The 14,049-nt window shown below is 62.8% G+C and carries 10 protein-coding genes; 6 read left to right on the top strand and 4 right to left on the bottom strand.

Going from position 1 to position 14,049, the window contains the following annotated elements; translation table 11 throughout:
- Positions 1 to 37 precede the first annotated feature (37 nt).
- The 4 genes from pstB to phoR are packed head-to-tail and all read left to right on the top strand — an operon-like array spanning position 38 to position 3,642.
- The gene (gene pstB / locus Q7V20_RS08380; RefSeq protein WP_304789090.1) at positions 38 to 823 is read left to right on the top strand and encodes a phosphate ABC transporter ATP-binding protein PstB; all 786 of its coding nucleotides are present in this window, start codon (positions 38 to 40) and stop codon (positions 821 to 823) included.
- A gap of 45 nt (positions 824 to 868) precedes the next feature.
- Positions 869 to 1,576, top strand: a complete 708-nt coding sequence (gene phoU, locus Q7V20_RS08375) for a phosphate signaling complex protein PhoU (protein ID WP_304789087.1) — start codon at positions 869 to 871, stop codon at positions 1,574 to 1,576.
- A 21-nt stretch (positions 1,577 to 1,597) separates the two neighbouring features.
- Complete coding sequence (gene phoB, locus Q7V20_RS08370) at positions 1,598 to 2,296, top strand: phosphate regulon transcriptional regulator PhoB (RefSeq protein ID WP_304789085.1); 699 nt, start codon at positions 1,598 to 1,600, stop codon at positions 2,294 to 2,296.
- Positions 2,296 to 3,642 carry a phosphate regulon sensor histidine kinase PhoR gene (gene phoR / locus Q7V20_RS08365; RefSeq protein ID WP_304789083.1) on the top strand — a complete coding sequence of 449 codons (1,347 nt, stop codon included), beginning with the start codon at positions 2,296 to 2,298 and terminating at the stop codon, positions 3,640 to 3,642. Before phoB ends, phoR begins: the two co-directional genes overlap by 1 nt.
- A gap of 18 nt (positions 3,643 to 3,660) precedes the next feature.
- On the opposite strand, the gene Q7V20_RS08360 is transcribed toward phoR, so the two are convergent.
- The 4 genes from Q7V20_RS08360 to trxA form a co-directional block, all read right to left on the bottom strand.
- Positions 3,661 to 5,346, bottom strand: a complete 1,686-nt coding sequence (locus Q7V20_RS08360; protein ID WP_304789082.1) for a hypothetical protein — start codon at positions 5,344 to 5,346, stop codon at positions 3,661 to 3,663.
- 131 nt (positions 5,347 to 5,477) lie between these two features.
- Positions 5,478 to 5,732 carry a type B 50S ribosomal protein L31 gene (locus Q7V20_RS08355; RefSeq protein ID WP_230181053.1) on the bottom strand — a complete coding sequence of 85 codons (255 nt, stop codon included), beginning with the start codon at positions 5,730 to 5,732 and terminating at the stop codon, positions 5,478 to 5,480.
- Positions 5,733 to 5,823: 91 nt separating this feature from the next.
- Entirely contained in the window at positions 5,824 to 7,086 is a 1,263-nt protein-coding gene (rho, locus tag Q7V20_RS08350) for a transcription termination factor Rho (RefSeq protein ID WP_304789079.1), read from the bottom strand.
- Between the two features lie 262 nt (positions 7,087 to 7,348).
- Positions 7,349 to 7,678: a thioredoxin TrxA gene (gene trxA / locus Q7V20_RS08345; protein WP_230181051.1), complete on the bottom strand. Its 330-nt coding sequence runs from the start codon at positions 7,676 to 7,678 to the stop codon at positions 7,349 to 7,351.
- Between the two features lie 119 nt (positions 7,679 to 7,797).
- Between trxA and Q7V20_RS08340 the strand changes: the two genes are divergently transcribed.
- The gene (locus tag Q7V20_RS08340; protein WP_304789077.1) at positions 7,798 to 10,716 is read left to right on the top strand and encodes a PD-(D/E)XK nuclease family protein; all 2,919 of its coding nucleotides are present in this window, start codon (positions 7,798 to 7,800) and stop codon (positions 10,714 to 10,716) included.
- Positions 10,713 to 14,030: an exodeoxyribonuclease V subunit beta gene (locus tag Q7V20_RS08335; protein ID WP_304789075.1), complete on the top strand. Its 3,318-nt coding sequence runs from the start codon at positions 10,713 to 10,715 to the stop codon at positions 14,028 to 14,030. Before Q7V20_RS08340 ends, Q7V20_RS08335 begins: the two co-directional genes overlap by 4 nt.
- Positions 14,031 to 14,049: the final 19 nt, after the last annotated feature.

The raw sequence follows: 14,049 nt of genomic DNA, 5'->3' as shown, positions 1-14,049 counted from the left end.
GTTGGCGCGTTGAAAAGAATTTCCGGAGATTCCAAAAATGGATGCCAAGGTTCAAAACCAAACCCCGTTGAAGTCCAAGCTGGCCGTTCGCAACCTGAACTTCTATTACGGCAAGTTCCACGCGCTCAAGAACATCAACCTGGAGCTGCCCGAGAAGAAGGTCACCGCTTTCATCGGCCCCTCGGGCTGTGGCAAATCAACCTTGCTGCGCACCTTCAACCGCATGTTCGAGCTCTACCCCGAGCAGACCGCCAAGGGCGAGATCCTGCTGGATGGGCAGAACATCCTGACCAGCAAGGACGATGTGTCCCTGATTCGCGCCAAGGTCGGCATGGTGTTTCAAAAACCCACGCCTTTCCCGATGTCCATCTACGACAACATCGCCTTTGGTGTGCGTTTGTTCGAAAGCCTGTCGCGCGTCGAGATGGATGAGCGCGTGGAGTGGGCGCTGAAGAAGGCGGCCTTGTGGAACGAGGTCAAGGACAAGCTGAACCAAAGCGGTTCGGGCTTGTCGGGTGGCCAGCAACAACGCTTGTGCATTGCCCGTGGCATCGCGATCAAGCCAGAGGTGTTGCTGCTGGACGAGCCTTGCTCGGCCCTGGACCCGATCTCGACCGGCAAGATCGAAGAGCTGATCCACGAGTTGAAGGACGACTACACCGTGCTGATCGTGACCCACAACATGCAGCAAGCCGCGCGTTGCTCCGACAACACGGCCTACATGTACCTGGGTGAAGTGATCGAATACGGCCCGACCTCGGACATCTTCATGAAGCCCAAGAAGAAAGAGACCGAGGATTACATCACTGGTCGCTTCGGCTGATCACGCGCCTTACCAGCACTGAACATTCCTGACGGAGAAGAATTCATGTCTGAAAAACATTTGTCCAGCCAGTTCGACTTGGAATTGGGCGGCATTTCAACGCGAGTGCTCGAGATGGGCGGCCTGGTGGAGTCCCAGGTGGGGCAGGCCATCTATGCCTTGACGCACTTCAATGGCGAAGTGGCCAGCCAGGTGCTGATCAGCGAAGAGCGGGTCAATCAGATGGAGATGGACATCGACGCCGACCTGTCGACCATCATTGCGCGTCGGCAGCCCACCGCTCGCGACCTGCGTTTGCTGATCGCGATCAGCAAGACCATCGGCAACCTGGAGCGTGTGGGCGACGAAGCCGCGCGCATTGCCCGCACGGTGCAACGCCTGATCAACACCGGCGTGTCCAGCCGCCTGCGCTTGCCGGTGAACGATGTGTCGTTCGAGTGCGAACTGGCCACGGCATCGCTGCGCAAGGCCCTGGATGCCTTTGCCCGCCTGGACACGCAAACCGCGTTGGAAGTCATCAAGCACGACAACGAGATCGATGCCGAGTTCGACGGCCTGATGCGCAAGCTGATCACCTACATGATGGAAGACCCCCGGACCATTTCGGCCTCGATCGACCTGGTGTTCGTGGCCAAGGCCATCGAGCGCGTGGGCGACCATGCCAAGAACCTGGCCGAGCAGGTCATCTACATCGTCAAGGGCACCGACGTGCGTCACAACACGCCCGATGCCGTTGAATCCATCATCAAATAACCCATCCAGTCAGGAGCCCCCATGAGCCGAGTACTGGTGGTTGAGGACGAACCGGCGATCGCCGAGTTGATCGCATTGAACCTGAGGCATTCGGGTTTCGAGGTGGTCGTGGCACCCACGGCGGATGCCGCCCAAGCGGAAATTGACCGTGTGTTGCCCAATCTGGTCTTGCTGGACTGGATGTTGCCTGGCCAAAGCGGCCTGTCGCTGGCCAAGCGCTGGCGCTCCGAGGCGCGCACCCGCGAGCTGCCCATCATCATGCTCACGGCCCGTGCCGAAGAGGTGGACAAGGTGGCTGGCCTGGACGCTGGTGCCGACGATTACCTGACCAAGCCTTTCTCGACGCACGAATTGATGGCCCGTGTTCGCGCGGTCTTGCGCCGCAAAGCGCCACAGGCCCTGGATTCAGCGGTGGAAGTGGCCGGCTTGCGCCTGGACCCGGCCACGCGCCGGGTGTCGCGCGGGGAGCAGGAGGTCAAGATCGGCCCCACCGAGTTCAAGCTGCTGCATTTCTTCATGACCCATCCTGAACGCGTGCACAGCCGTGCGCAATTGCTGGACCGGGTCTGGGGCGACCATGTGTTCATTGAAGAGCGCACCGTGGACGTTCACGTGAAGCGCTTGCGAGAGGCGCTGTCGCCCGTCGACCGATCGCAGCTGATCGAGACGGTTCGGGGTGCAGGCTATCGCTTGACTCAGCAAGTGGCCAACGCTGCGTGATGCTGTCTTCTGGCGTCGAGAAAACCAATTCCTGGTTGCTGTCCCGGGTCAGTGCTCGCCTGCTCACTGCAGCGGCGGGTGGGGCACTCGGTTGGTGGTTTGGCGAGCGTGTGGGGCACCCGACCATGCTGGCCCTGCTGTGCGCGGCGTCCGCCGTGTTGGCCTTGTCGGTGCTCGACACGCTGAAGGGTTACCAGATCCTGGACTGGCTGCGCACGCCTGAAGCCAATGCGCCGGAGATGCCAGGTTTGTGGGGAGAGATCGCCCACCGGGTCCAGCGGGTCATCCGGCAGCGAGATCAGCTCATCGCTGAAGAACGACGCCGCCTGGAGCAGTTCCTGTCGGGCATCCAGGCTTCGCCCAACGGCGTGATCCTGCTGGACGAGACCGAGCACATCACCTGGATCAGCACGGTGGCGGCCGACCATTTCGGGCTCGACCCTGTTCGCGATTTGCACCAGCGCGTGACCAATCTTGTTCGCCAGCCCACCTTTGTTCAATACCTGCAAGCGGGGGATTACCGCGAGCCGGTGAAGTGCCTGATGCCGCGTGGCGGGCAAGACTACCTGTCATTGCAGGTGCGACGCTATGGAGATGGACTCAAGCTGATTCTCTCGCAAGACATCACCGAGCGTGAGCGCTCGGACACCATGCGGCGCGACTTCGTGGCCAATGTGTCCCACGAGATCAGAACGCCGCTGACGGTGCTCAATGGCTTCATTGAAACGATGGGCTCCTTGCCCTTGACCGAGGTCGAGCGAGCCCGAGTGATCATGCTGATGGCCCAACAGGCCGAGCGCATGCAAACCCTGGTGGCCGACTTGCTGACCTTGGCACAGATCGAGGGCAGCCCCAGGCCATCGTCCGATCGGTGGATCAAGGTGGATGGCTTGATGCAACGCCTGGAGAACGACGGGCTTGGTCTGTCGCGCGGACGTCATCCCATGACGTTTTCAGTCGACGAGCCAGGGCTGCAAGCTGAAATCGCGGGCGTTGAAAGTGAATGGCTCAGCGCGATGGGCAACCTGGTGTCCAACGCCGTGCGCTACACCCCGGATGGGAGTGCCATTCAGGTTAGGTGGATCACCTTGCCCGAAGGTGGTGGCGAGTTCAGTGTGCAAGACAGTGGCATCGGCATCGACCCGGAGCACATTCCCCGTCTGACCGAGCGCTTTTACCGTGTGGACGGCAGCCGCTCACGCGAAACCGGTGGGACCGGGCTGGGTTTGTCCATCGTCAAGCACGTGGCGCAACGCCATGGCGGCGAGTTGCGCATCACCAGCGAGGCGGGCAAGGGCTCGACCTTCACCTTGTCGGTCCCGGCAGCGCGTGTGCGTGTGGCCTGACCAAAGCCCCGGTTTGCCTCAAGAGGCTCGGCGGTAGATTGCCACGGACTCGGAATTCTGGGTTCGCTGATTCTCGCGTGCGACCCGGCGCCAGCCTGGGAAAGAGGGGGCGGTTTGCCTGGCGGGCAGACTGTAGATCAAGACCGGGCAGGCCTTGGGAACCTTGTCTGGTGGCGTCAGGCCATCAACACGGTAGCGCCCGAAATACTCAAGCCCCGTCAACAAACCTGTCGAGGCGTTGGGCGCGGCGATGCACGTGCCCACCGGTACGTGGCGCTTGACGCGGTTGACCAGCAGGCGGTAGCTCAACGATTGATCCAGTGGGGGCAGCAGCAAGGTCATGGCCAGCAACCAGCACAGGGCAACACCGCCTGCTGGCAACACCAGGCTTTTCCACAAAGCATGGGACTGGCGGGCCGTGCGCCAGCGCACCAGTGCCAGCCACGCCGCCGTGGCCACGGCGCCCAGGATGAGCAAGGGCCATGAGAAATCGGCGGCATAACCCGGGACCAGCTTGGCGACATTGCTCGCCATCTTGGCGGGTACGCCGGTGTGCATGGCGCCATAGTGCAACCAGATCAGCAGTGCCGCCGTGGTGAAGAAGAACACCGAAAACCAATCGATGGCCGAACCCAGGCTGCGCTGCAGGATGGGCAAGGCGAAAGCGGCCAACACCGCCAAGGCGGGCAGCGCTTGCAACAGGGCCCGGTCGTTGGCATCCATGACAATGCAGGCCGCAAAGCCCACCAGCGCCGAAAACAGCGGCACGGCAATGTGCCTGCGCGCCACCTGGCGTCGCCAGTGCCAAACTGTCAGGGCCGCCAGCGGCAACACCGGCCAGGTGAACCAGGTGAACAGGCGCAAGGTCCGGCCAATGCCTGACCAGTGGTCGATGCGCAGGGCCCATCCCGGCAAACCGGTGGAGCTCAAAGCGCTGGCCAAGGCCGCTGCCAGCAGGCCGCTGGCCGCCACCCACTTCATGTGCGAGCGCATCACCGCGTCGTCGGACAAGGCACAGATCAGCATGCCGGCCGCGGCCAGTTCGATGGCGACGGTGGGGCTGCCGCTGGCTGCCATCACCGGCAGGCAAACCAGGGTGGCCAGGCGGCTTTGCCAAGGGCGGACTGACGCCGCGGCCAGGCCATACATGAACAAGGTGCCACCCGCCAGTTGCAGAAGCTCAGGGGTGGTTTCATGGCCCAATTGCAGCAAACCCAGGCTGGCAATCAAGGCCAGCACCGACCCATCGGCCACGGCCCTGGCGTAATCTTGCGGAAGGGCTTCGCCCCCAAAGGCCAAGGGCAGGGGCTGGGCGGCTTTGGTGCGTGCCAGGTGGTAGGTGGCGTACCAGGTGAGGCTCATGACCGAGACCAGCAGCAATGCGAACGGAATGCGCGCGGCAAAAGCTGGGTCGAGCCAGGGGCTGAGAAATGCAATGAACGCACCACCCAGCCAATAGGGCAGGATGCCGCCGCCAGCGGGCAGAACACCGCCCACGTTGGGGTGCAGCCAGGACGTCTGGCCGTCTGCCAAACTCCACATGTGCCCGAACGATGCGATGTCGATGCCCTTCCAGGGGTCGCGACCAAACAGCCCTGGCAGCACGTAGGCGATGCAGAACAGCAGCAGTGCCCAGCGTGGCAACCGCTTCACGGCTTTCTGGGTCACCAGCGCGGGGGTGACGGCCTGGGAGGAAGAGCTCATTCGGGTGTGGGCATCAGCGCGTCAGCGCCAAATCAGCGCAAATAAAAAGGGCAGCCGAAGCCGCCCTTTGATCAGTGATTGAATCAGCAGGCGTGCTATTCCGAAACCGGACGCACATCCTGACAGACCAATTACTTCTTGAGGTGCGCAAACTTGTTGCGGAACTTCTCGACACGGCCGCCCAGGGAGTCGATGCTCTTTTGGGTGCCGGTGTAGAAAGCGTGCGATTCGCTCGAGGTTTCCAGCTTGAACAGCGGCAGTTCGCGGCCGTCTTCCATCTTGATGGTTTCGCGGGCAGGCGAGCATGAACGAGTCACGAACTTGAAGCCGTTGGACTGGTCCACGAAGCAAACGTCGCGGTAGTTGGGGTGAATGCCGTCTTTCATCTTCTAACCTTCATGTGCTGTTGAGAATCGGAAGCCACGCGGCACCATGCACGCGCACTTTCCTCTCAGCCGGAAAACCCGACATTATACATTAACCACCACGACGCATCAAATCGAAGAATTCGTGGTTATTTTTGGTGGACTTCATTTTGTCGAGGATGAATTCCATCGCTTCGATTTCGTCCATCGGGTAGAGCAATTTGCGCAAAATCCAGCTTTTTTGCAGGATATCGGGCTTGAGCAGAAGTTCTTCGCGGCGTGTGCCCGACTTGTTCAGCAGGATCGACGGGTAAACGCGCTTTTCCGACATGCGGCGATCCAGGTGGATTTCGCAGTTGCCGGTGCCCTTGAATTCTTCGTAGATCACTTCATCCATGCGGCTGCCGGTGTCGACCAGGGCGGTGCCGATGATGGTGAGCGAGCCACCTTCTTCGATGTTGCGCGCCGCGCCGAAGAAGCGCTTGGGGCGCTGCAGGGCGTTCGAATCAACACCGCCCGACAGCACCTTGCCGGAGGACGGCAAGACGTTGTTGTAGGCTCTGGCCAGGCGGGTGATCGAATCCAGCAGGATGATCACGTCCTTCTTCAATTCGACCAGGCGCTTGGCGCGTTCGATCACCATTTCGGCGACCTGAACGTGGCGCTGGGCCGGTTCGTCAAAGGTGGAGCTGATGACTTCGCCGCGCACGGTGCGCTGCATTTCGGTCACTTCTTCAGGGCGTTCGTCGACCAGCAGCACGATGACGTGGACGTCAGGGTAGTTGTTGGTCAGCGCGTGCGCCAGGTTCTTCATCATCACCGTCTTGCCGCTCTTGGGTGGGGCGACGAGCAGGGCGCGCTGGCCTTTGCCCAGGGGGGCGATCAGATCGACGATGCGGCTGGTGATGTTTTCATCGGTCTTGATTTCACGCTCGAGCTTGAACTGTTCATCGGGGAACAGTGGCGTCAAGTTCTCGAACATGATTTTGTTCTTGTTGACTTCGGGCGACAGGCCATTGACCCGGTCGACCTTCACCAACGCGAAATAACGCTCGCCATCTTTGGGGACGCGCACTTCGCCTTCAACCATGTCGCCGGTGTGCAGGTTGAAGCGCCGCACCTGACTGGGCGACAGATAGATGTCGTCCGTGCTGGCCAGGAAGCTCATGTCGAGGGCGCGCAGGAAGCCGAAGCCATCGGGCAGCACTTCGAGGACGCCGTCGCCGAAGACTTGCTCGCCCGCCTTGGCGCGCTTTTTCATGATGGCGAACATCAACTCCTGCTTGCGCATGCGGGAGATGTTCTCGAGCTCAAGGGCTTCTGCCATCACTGTCAATTCGGTGATGTGCAAAGCCTTCAGTTCTGAAAGGTGCATGGATTGGGACCCTGTACGAAACCCTTCAAGCTGCTGCGGTTCGATGGCGAGCTGCGCAAACCTGGGGGTCAGATCGTGGGTGAATTCGAAGGGGGTAGAAAGAAAAGGCGCACAGGCCTTGGTGTGCAAGCACTGTTGCCTGGGACGGCATCAGCGCGGGCCTGTGGCACCCACCAGGTAGTTGGTCACTGCCCAGCTTGACGAGAACCAGCCACAAGAATATCAGCTGGTGGGCTCATTATAGGAAGGAAACGCCAATAAATCAGAGATTGGCGTCGACAAAGGCGGTGAGTTGAGCCTTGGACAGCGCGCCGACTTTGGTGGCCGCCAGTTGGCCGCCCTTGAAGATCATCAACGTGGGGATGCCGCGGATGCCGAATTTGGCGGGCACGTCACGGTTTTGGTCCACGTTCATCTTGGCGACGTTCAGGCGACCGCTGTAATCCGTGGCCAACTCGTCCAGGATGGGGGCGATCATCTTGCAGGGACCGCACCATTCAGCCCAGTAATCAACCAGCACGGGCTGGGCCGATTGAAGGACGTCGGAATCGAAAGATGCGTCGGAAATGTGTTTGATCAGGTCGCTGCTCATGGAACTATCCTTGGTGACTCCGGCGGTGCGTGAACTGCAAAATAACCACCAGAATGGTTGAGAAGATTCTGACACAGAAGATGTGGCCGTTGCAGCAGGCCACAAGAGACCATCACCCTATGACCGCCATAGTCAGCGACGAAAACGAGATTTTGCAGCCCACGGCCTGGCTTTGGGCGCAAGGGCGCCCCGCGCGCGATTGCTGGGATGAGTGGGCCCGTGCCGTTTCCGGGTGGTGTGCTGACAACAGACTGAGCCCCCGCGATGTGGTGGTGCTGTTGCCCGTGGGGGCTTTGCTGCCCGTGGTGCGGCAGGCCTGGGCCCGTACCGTGGGCGGGTGGTTGCCGCAGATCGAAACAGTGCCGACCCTGGCTCAAGCGTTGGCCTGGTCACTGGAGGCAAAGGCCTCTGCGCCGGTGAGTGCCGAATTGGGGCCCGCACCCACATTGGATGTGGTGCTGGATCGCCTATTGGTGACCCAGGCCCTGAGCGCTCAGACATGGGGGCGGCAATGGGCTCAGCGTGACCGAAGGGCGTTCGAGCATGCGGTGGCGCAGGTGGTGGATTGCGCTCACTTGTGGGTGCGTGTGGCACAAGCTTGTCCACCGCACAAGCGCCTGGCTTACTGGGCGACCTGCCGAGACGTGCTGAGCGCGGCCCATGCCGCCAGCACGGGGCCGGGCGCACGCGAACGCTTGCTGCTGGCCTGGGCACTGGAGTGGGCGGCCAGCAGCGACGATGGCCATTGGGCGACGGATGTGCTGTTCAGCCATCGGGCTGCCGCCTGGGTTGGCGTGACGGCGGGCGAGACCGTGGTGCCCGGCAGCGAGTCATCGGTGATGTTGGCCGTGTTGAGGCAGGCGGTGCTGTCGGGCGTGCCAGCCTTGTGGATGAACGCCGTGGCGGCGCCAGGGCAGGGTGATGCCGCGGGCGTGCCTGCATTGGCCCGCTGCCAGGACTTTGAAGATGAGGCGCAGCAAGCCACGGCCCAGGTGCTGGCGGCGGTTCAGAAAGCCCGGGCATTCGCAGGTGATCCCGTGGCTTTGATTGCGCTGGACCGGAGCCTGGTCAGGCGCGTGCGTGCTTTGCTGGAGGGGGCTGGTGCCACCTTGTCGGACGAGACGGGCTGGAAGCTGTCGACCACGCGCGCAGGCGCCGCCGTGACGCGCATGCTGGCGGCATCGCAGCCACGCGCTTCCACCGATGATTTGCTGGATTGGCTCAAGTCAGGCTGGGTGAGCTGGCCCGAGCTTGGGGCACCTGCTGAGTTGGATGCCGCCGTGGCCTCTTTGGAGACCTGGTGCCGACGGCATGGCTTGCTGGTGGCCTGGGGCTTGTCGGGACATGGCCAGGACATGGCCACGGACCTGGTGCCCGATGGGCGGCAGGCGATGCCCGAGCTTGCGCATCGATTGTGGTCGCGAGCTCGGCAGACCGTGCAATTGCTGGCGCCTTTGTGGGGCAGTGGTCGCGCGCCTTTGTCGATGCTGCTGGCGCAGGTGGCCGAGGCCTTGAAGGACTGCGGGGCCTGGCAAGCGCTGGCGGACGATGTGGCCGGGGTGTCGGTGCTGAAGGCACTGCACCTGAGCACCGAAGATGGCAGTGAAACTTCGGCATGGCCCTTGGTGACCCAGGACTTGCGCATGGATGGCCATGGCCTGAGCCACTGGGTTGACGATGTGCTGGAGGAATCCAGCTTCCGCCTGGAATCGGCGGCGGTAGGTGATGCCAAGGTGGATGTGGTGGTGACGCCTTTGACACGCGCCGTGCTCCGGCCCTTCAGCGCGGTGGTGATGCCGGGCTCGGATGAAGGGCAATTGGGTGCCATGAATGGTGTGCCAGGGTGGGTGCACGGTGCCTTGTCGGAGCAGATGGGCTTGCCGACCAAGGTGACCACCCGCGATGCGCAGTGGGCCTCGTTTGCCTTGCTGATGGCCCAGCCTGGCATGGCGTGCCTGTGCCGAGAAGCCAATGGGCGTGAGCCCTTGGAGCCCAGTCCCTGGTTCGAGCGGTGGTCCATGCACACTGGGCAGGCTCTGGGCCACCTGCAAGATGTTCGGCTGACGCAGATGGTGCCGGCTTTGCCGATGGACATGCCCCGTCCCCGCCTGCGGCATCTGCTGGCATCAGGTGTCGCCAGTGGTGGTTTGAAGTTGCCGCTGCCAGCGCAGATCACGGCCACGTCTTACGAGTCCTTGCGCCAATGCCCCTACCGCTTCTTTGCCCGCCATGTGTTGAACCTGCGGCAGCTGGACGAACTGGAAGAGGGCGTGGATCGGTCTGACTTTGGGGTGTGGTTGCATGCGGTGCTGCAAAGTTTTCACACACGCCGTGATGAGGTGTCGGACGCCAAGGTTGACGATGTGGCCCTGTGGGTGCAGGCCGCACAGAGCGTGACACAGGCGCAGGGACTGGACCGTGACAGCCGGCGGCCTTTTTTCTTGCCCTTTGCCGCCACGCTGGAACGCTTGGCCGTGAACTATGTGGCTTGGCTACATGGCCATGAGGGCCAGGGCTGGCGCTTCGCGAAAGCCGAAGAAGTGGTGCAGTGGCCCATGGCTTTGTCCTGCGAATCAGGCGAGGACGTGACGGTGACCCTGCACGGCCAACTCGACCGGCTGGACCGTCGAGGCCAGGGTGGTGAAGACGCTGCTTGGACCGTGATCGACTACAAGACGGGCTCGCTTGAGGGGCTCAAGCAGAAGGTCAGGCAACCACTGGAAGACACGCAGTTGGCCTTCTATGCCGCCTTAGCGCAACATGCGTCGGCCACGGTTGATCCTGGCGATCCGCAGCGGGTGACCCAGGCGGTTGAGGGCCTGTACCTTCAGATGGATGAAAAAGGCGTGACCCCGGTGGAACACCCTCATGTGATCGAGTCGGCTCAGGCCTTGGTGGAAGGGGTCCGCATGGACCTGACACGTTTGCTGGCCGGGGCCGCCATGCCCGCTTTGGGCGAAGGCGTGGCGTGCGACTACTGCGAGGTGCGCGGCCTGTGCCGGCGTGATCATTGGACTTTGGCGGAGGTGCTGCCATGAGTTTGGCCGCTTACCGCATCAACGACGACGCCGTGCCGCGCGAGCAGTTTTACCAAGTGGCTTGTGATCCCCAGCGCAGCGTGGTGGTCGAGGCCTGTGCTGGGGCAGGCAAGACCTGGATGTTGGTGTCTCGCATCTTGCGGGCTTTGCTGGATGGCGTGGCGCCTTCGCAGATCCTGGCCATCACCTTCACGCGCAAGGCCGCTGGCGAGATGCGCGAGCGCTTGCACGAATGGCTGCGCGAATTTGCCCACGCCGATGATGCCGAGCGCCAGAAACAACTGGTGATGCGCGGCATGCTGCCGTCGCAGGCCGTTCAGGCTTCGGCAGCCTTGGCCGATTTGTATCGACAGTGGTTGGAGGATGGCCGTGGGGTGGAAATTCACACCATCCACGGCTGGTTTTCGCGGCTGGTGCGTGCCGCACCGTTGGATGCTCTGGCCGAGCTGGGCCTGCCGCCGGAGTTGAACCTGGTGGAAGACAGCAGCGAGCTGTGGCCCGAGCTGTGGGGGCGCTTCCTCAGGCGCATGGACGCGCAGCAGTCGGCCACTGAATCAGATCCCAAAGCGCGCGTCGAACTGGACGCCTTTGTGGCCATGGTGCGTGACGTGGGCCGCTTCAACCTGGAGTCCTGGCTGCAATCGGCCTTGTCCAACCGGCTTGAAATCACCTTGGCCGATCAGGCTGGGCACCTGGAAGGCAGCGTTGAATCCGTGGGCCAATGGTCGGCGCAGTGGGCAGGCGTGAATGATCCGCTTGAGGCTTTGCTGAAGTCCGCCGTCAAGGATCAGTTCTGGGCCTTGGCGAAATTGTTGTGCCAGGCCAAAGGCGCGAAGGCACAAACCGCAGGCCGCGGCATTGAACAGGCCTTGGGGCAAGCTGATGTCATGGCGCAATACGACGGCTTGCGCCTGGCCTTGTTCACGGACAAGGGCCCTCGCAAACAACTGGGCGAGTTCGACGAACTGGCGTGGGCCGTGGCTTGGTTGTCCGACCTGGCCTTGGCGCTTGATCAGGCCCAGGCCCATGCCCAGCACCAGCGCATGTGCCTGTTGGCCCGCGCCTTGTTCGAGGAATACACCAGCCTCAAGGCCCAGCGAGGGCAGGTGGACATGGTCGATCTGGAGCTGGCTGCCTCGCACCTGTTGAGCGATTCATCGGTGGCGGGCTGGATCCAGGAGCGGCTGGACACGCAGGTGCGGCAGTTGCTGATGGACGAGTTCCAGGACACCAGCCCCTTGCAATGGCAGACGATGAAGTCGTGGCTGGGCGGGTATGCGGGGGCGGGTGGTGGCTTGAGCGGGCGCCAGTCCATGCAGGTGTTCCTGGTGGGTGACCCCAAGCAAAGCATCTACCGTTTCAGGCGCGCCGACCCGCGTGTGTTCGAGGCCGCCAAGCATTTCGTGCTGGATGGCTTGCAAGGTGATTTGCTGTCGTGCGATCACACGCGCCGCAATGCACCCGGTGTCATCGAAGTGCTGAACAGGGTGATGGACAGCGCCGTGTCAGAAGGCGCTTTCACCGGCTTCAGGCTGCACACCACGGAATCGCATGAGGCGGCCAAGGTGTCGGTGCTGCCCGATGTGCCGCGCCCAGCGAGCGAGCCTCGCGGGCAGGAAGCGGAGATCGCCTGGCGCGACACCCTGGTCGAGCCCCGTGAAGAGCCAGACTCTTCACTCAAGCAGCTTGAAGCCGTGCACGTGGCCCAGGCCATTGGCGAGTTGATCCGCGATCAGGGTCTGCAGCCTGAAGACATTTTTGTGCTCAGCCGCAAACGCGCCACCCTGGCTTGGGTGGGCTTGGCGCTTCAGGCGCAGGGCGTGCCCTATGTGGCGCCTGAAGACACGCGGCTCATCGACACGCCCGAGGTGCGTGACTTGGTGGCCCTGGTCGAAGCCCTGGTGTCGCCCCAACACGATCTGGCTTTGGCGCACGCTCTGCGCAGCCCGGTCTTTGGCTGGTCTGACGACGAGGTGATGGGCCTGGCCGCCCGAGCCCGGGCGGCGGGTGGCACCTGGTGGAGCGCCCTGATGGCATGGGGTGATGCGGGCCCGGCGGTGCTGCACGCGGCCCAGTCGCTGGCCCGTTGGCAAGCGCTGGCCCGGCACGCGCCGCCGCACGATTTGTTGGAAGCCATGTTGACCGAAGGGCGGATCCGCGAACGCTGGGTGGCCACCGTTCCGCCTGCCATGCGGGCGCAAGTCATGGTCCACATCAACGCCCTGTTGGCTCAAAGCCTGGACATGGATGGCGGCCGCGATGCCACGCCCTACCGGTGGATCCGGGCGCTCAAGCGCCTGCCGCTGGCCTTGCCAGCACGTGTTCACCCAGGGGCGGTGCAGTTGTTGACCATCCACGGCGCCAAGGGGCTGGAGGCGAGAGTGGTGTTCATCGTTGATGCGGATGCCCAGGAAGGGCGCCCCAACAACCACACCGTGATGGTTGATTGGCCAGAAAGCGAAGCCCGCCCGGTGAGCTGCGCGTTCATCCGATCTGAGGCCAACCCACCCCCCAGCCTGAGCCAGGCCATGGACCAGGAGCGCGCGGCCCAGCGGCGGGAAGAACTCAACGCGCTGTACGTGGCCTTGACCCGGGCCCGCGAACAACTGGTGTTCAGCCGAACGCAGCCTCGCACCAGCAACAAGCATGGCAGTTGGTGGCAGCGTTTGATTGATTCGCAGGCGGTCGGTGAGGCGCATGCCTGGGTGCCGCAACCGCCAGAGGCGGCATTGGCCCATGACGTGGATGTGTCAATGTCATCCGACGCCCGCTTGGCTGTCCTGCCGGTCTTGGACGCCCCGCCTTCCAGCCCAATACCGTTCACAACGCAGCCTGTGGCCGAGGATGCCGCCTCGTTGGGGCAAGTGGTCCACAAGGCCCTGGAGTGGTTGACCACGGTGGCCACCAGCCAGAGAAGCACGCAGCGTGTCCAGCAGGCGATCCAATCGGCCTGCCAAGCTTTGGCGGCCCCGGCAGCGCTGCTGGCGCGTGCCGAACCTTTGGTGGCCAAGATCCTGGGCAGTCAGGAGTTGGTGGCCTGGTTGGACCCCGAGCGCCTGGCTTGGGCGGGCAACGAGGTGGGATTGATCCACGACGGCAAGACGCTGCGGATCGATCGCCTGGTGGCGATGGACTCGGCCAGCGGACGCGAATGGTGGGTGCTGGACTACAAACTTCAGCATCGGCCTCAGGATCTGCCTGCTTACCAGGCGCAAATGCGTCAGTATGTGGAGGCCGTTTCACAACTGCAGCCTGGGGACATCGTGCGGGCGGCTTTCATCACCGGGGAGGGGCGCTTGGTTGAAGCGGTTTGAAAAAGGCCGTCTTCCCGCC

Origin of the sequence: Aquabacterium sp., assembly GCF_030652515.1 — a bacterium.
Taxonomy (GTDB): Bacteria; Pseudomonadota; Gammaproteobacteria; order Burkholderiales; family Burkholderiaceae_C; genus Aquabacterium.
The sequence above is the reverse complement of the archived record's forward strand: the minus strand, read 5'-3'. Positions and strand labels throughout refer to the sequence as shown.

Coding starts and splice junctions, on each gene's coding strand:
- pstB (WP_304789090.1), top strand. CDS start 38: ATGGATGCCAAGGTTCAAAACCAAACCCCGTTGAAGTCCAAGCTGGCC.
- phoU (WP_304789087.1), top strand. CDS start 869: ATGTCTGAAAAACATTTGTCCAGCCAGTTCGACTTGGAATTGGGCGGC.
- phoB (WP_304789085.1), top strand. CDS start 1,598: ATGAGCCGAGTACTGGTGGTTGAGGACGAACCGGCGATCGCCGAGTTG.
- phoR (WP_304789083.1), top strand. CDS start 2,296: ATGCTGTCTTCTGGCGTCGAGAAAACCAATTCCTGGTTGCTGTCCCGG.
- Q7V20_RS08360 (WP_304789082.1), bottom strand. CDS start 5,346: ATGAGCTCTTCCTCCCAGGCCGTCACCCCCGCGCTGGTGACCCAGAAA.
- Q7V20_RS08355 (WP_230181053.1), bottom strand. CDS start 5,732: ATGAAAGACGGCATTCACCCCAACTACCGCGACGTTTGCTTCGTGGAC.
- rho (WP_304789079.1), bottom strand. CDS start 7,086: ATGCACCTTTCAGAACTGAAGGCTTTGCACATCACCGAATTGACAGTG.
- trxA (WP_230181051.1), bottom strand. CDS start 7,678: ATGAGCAGCGACCTGATCAAACACATTTCCGACGCATCTTTCGATTCC.
- Q7V20_RS08340 (WP_304789077.1), top strand. CDS start 7,798: ATGACCGCCATAGTCAGCGACGAAAACGAGATTTTGCAGCCCACGGCC.
- Q7V20_RS08335 (WP_304789075.1), top strand. CDS start 10,713: ATGAGTTTGGCCGCTTACCGCATCAACGACGACGCCGTGCCGCGCGAG.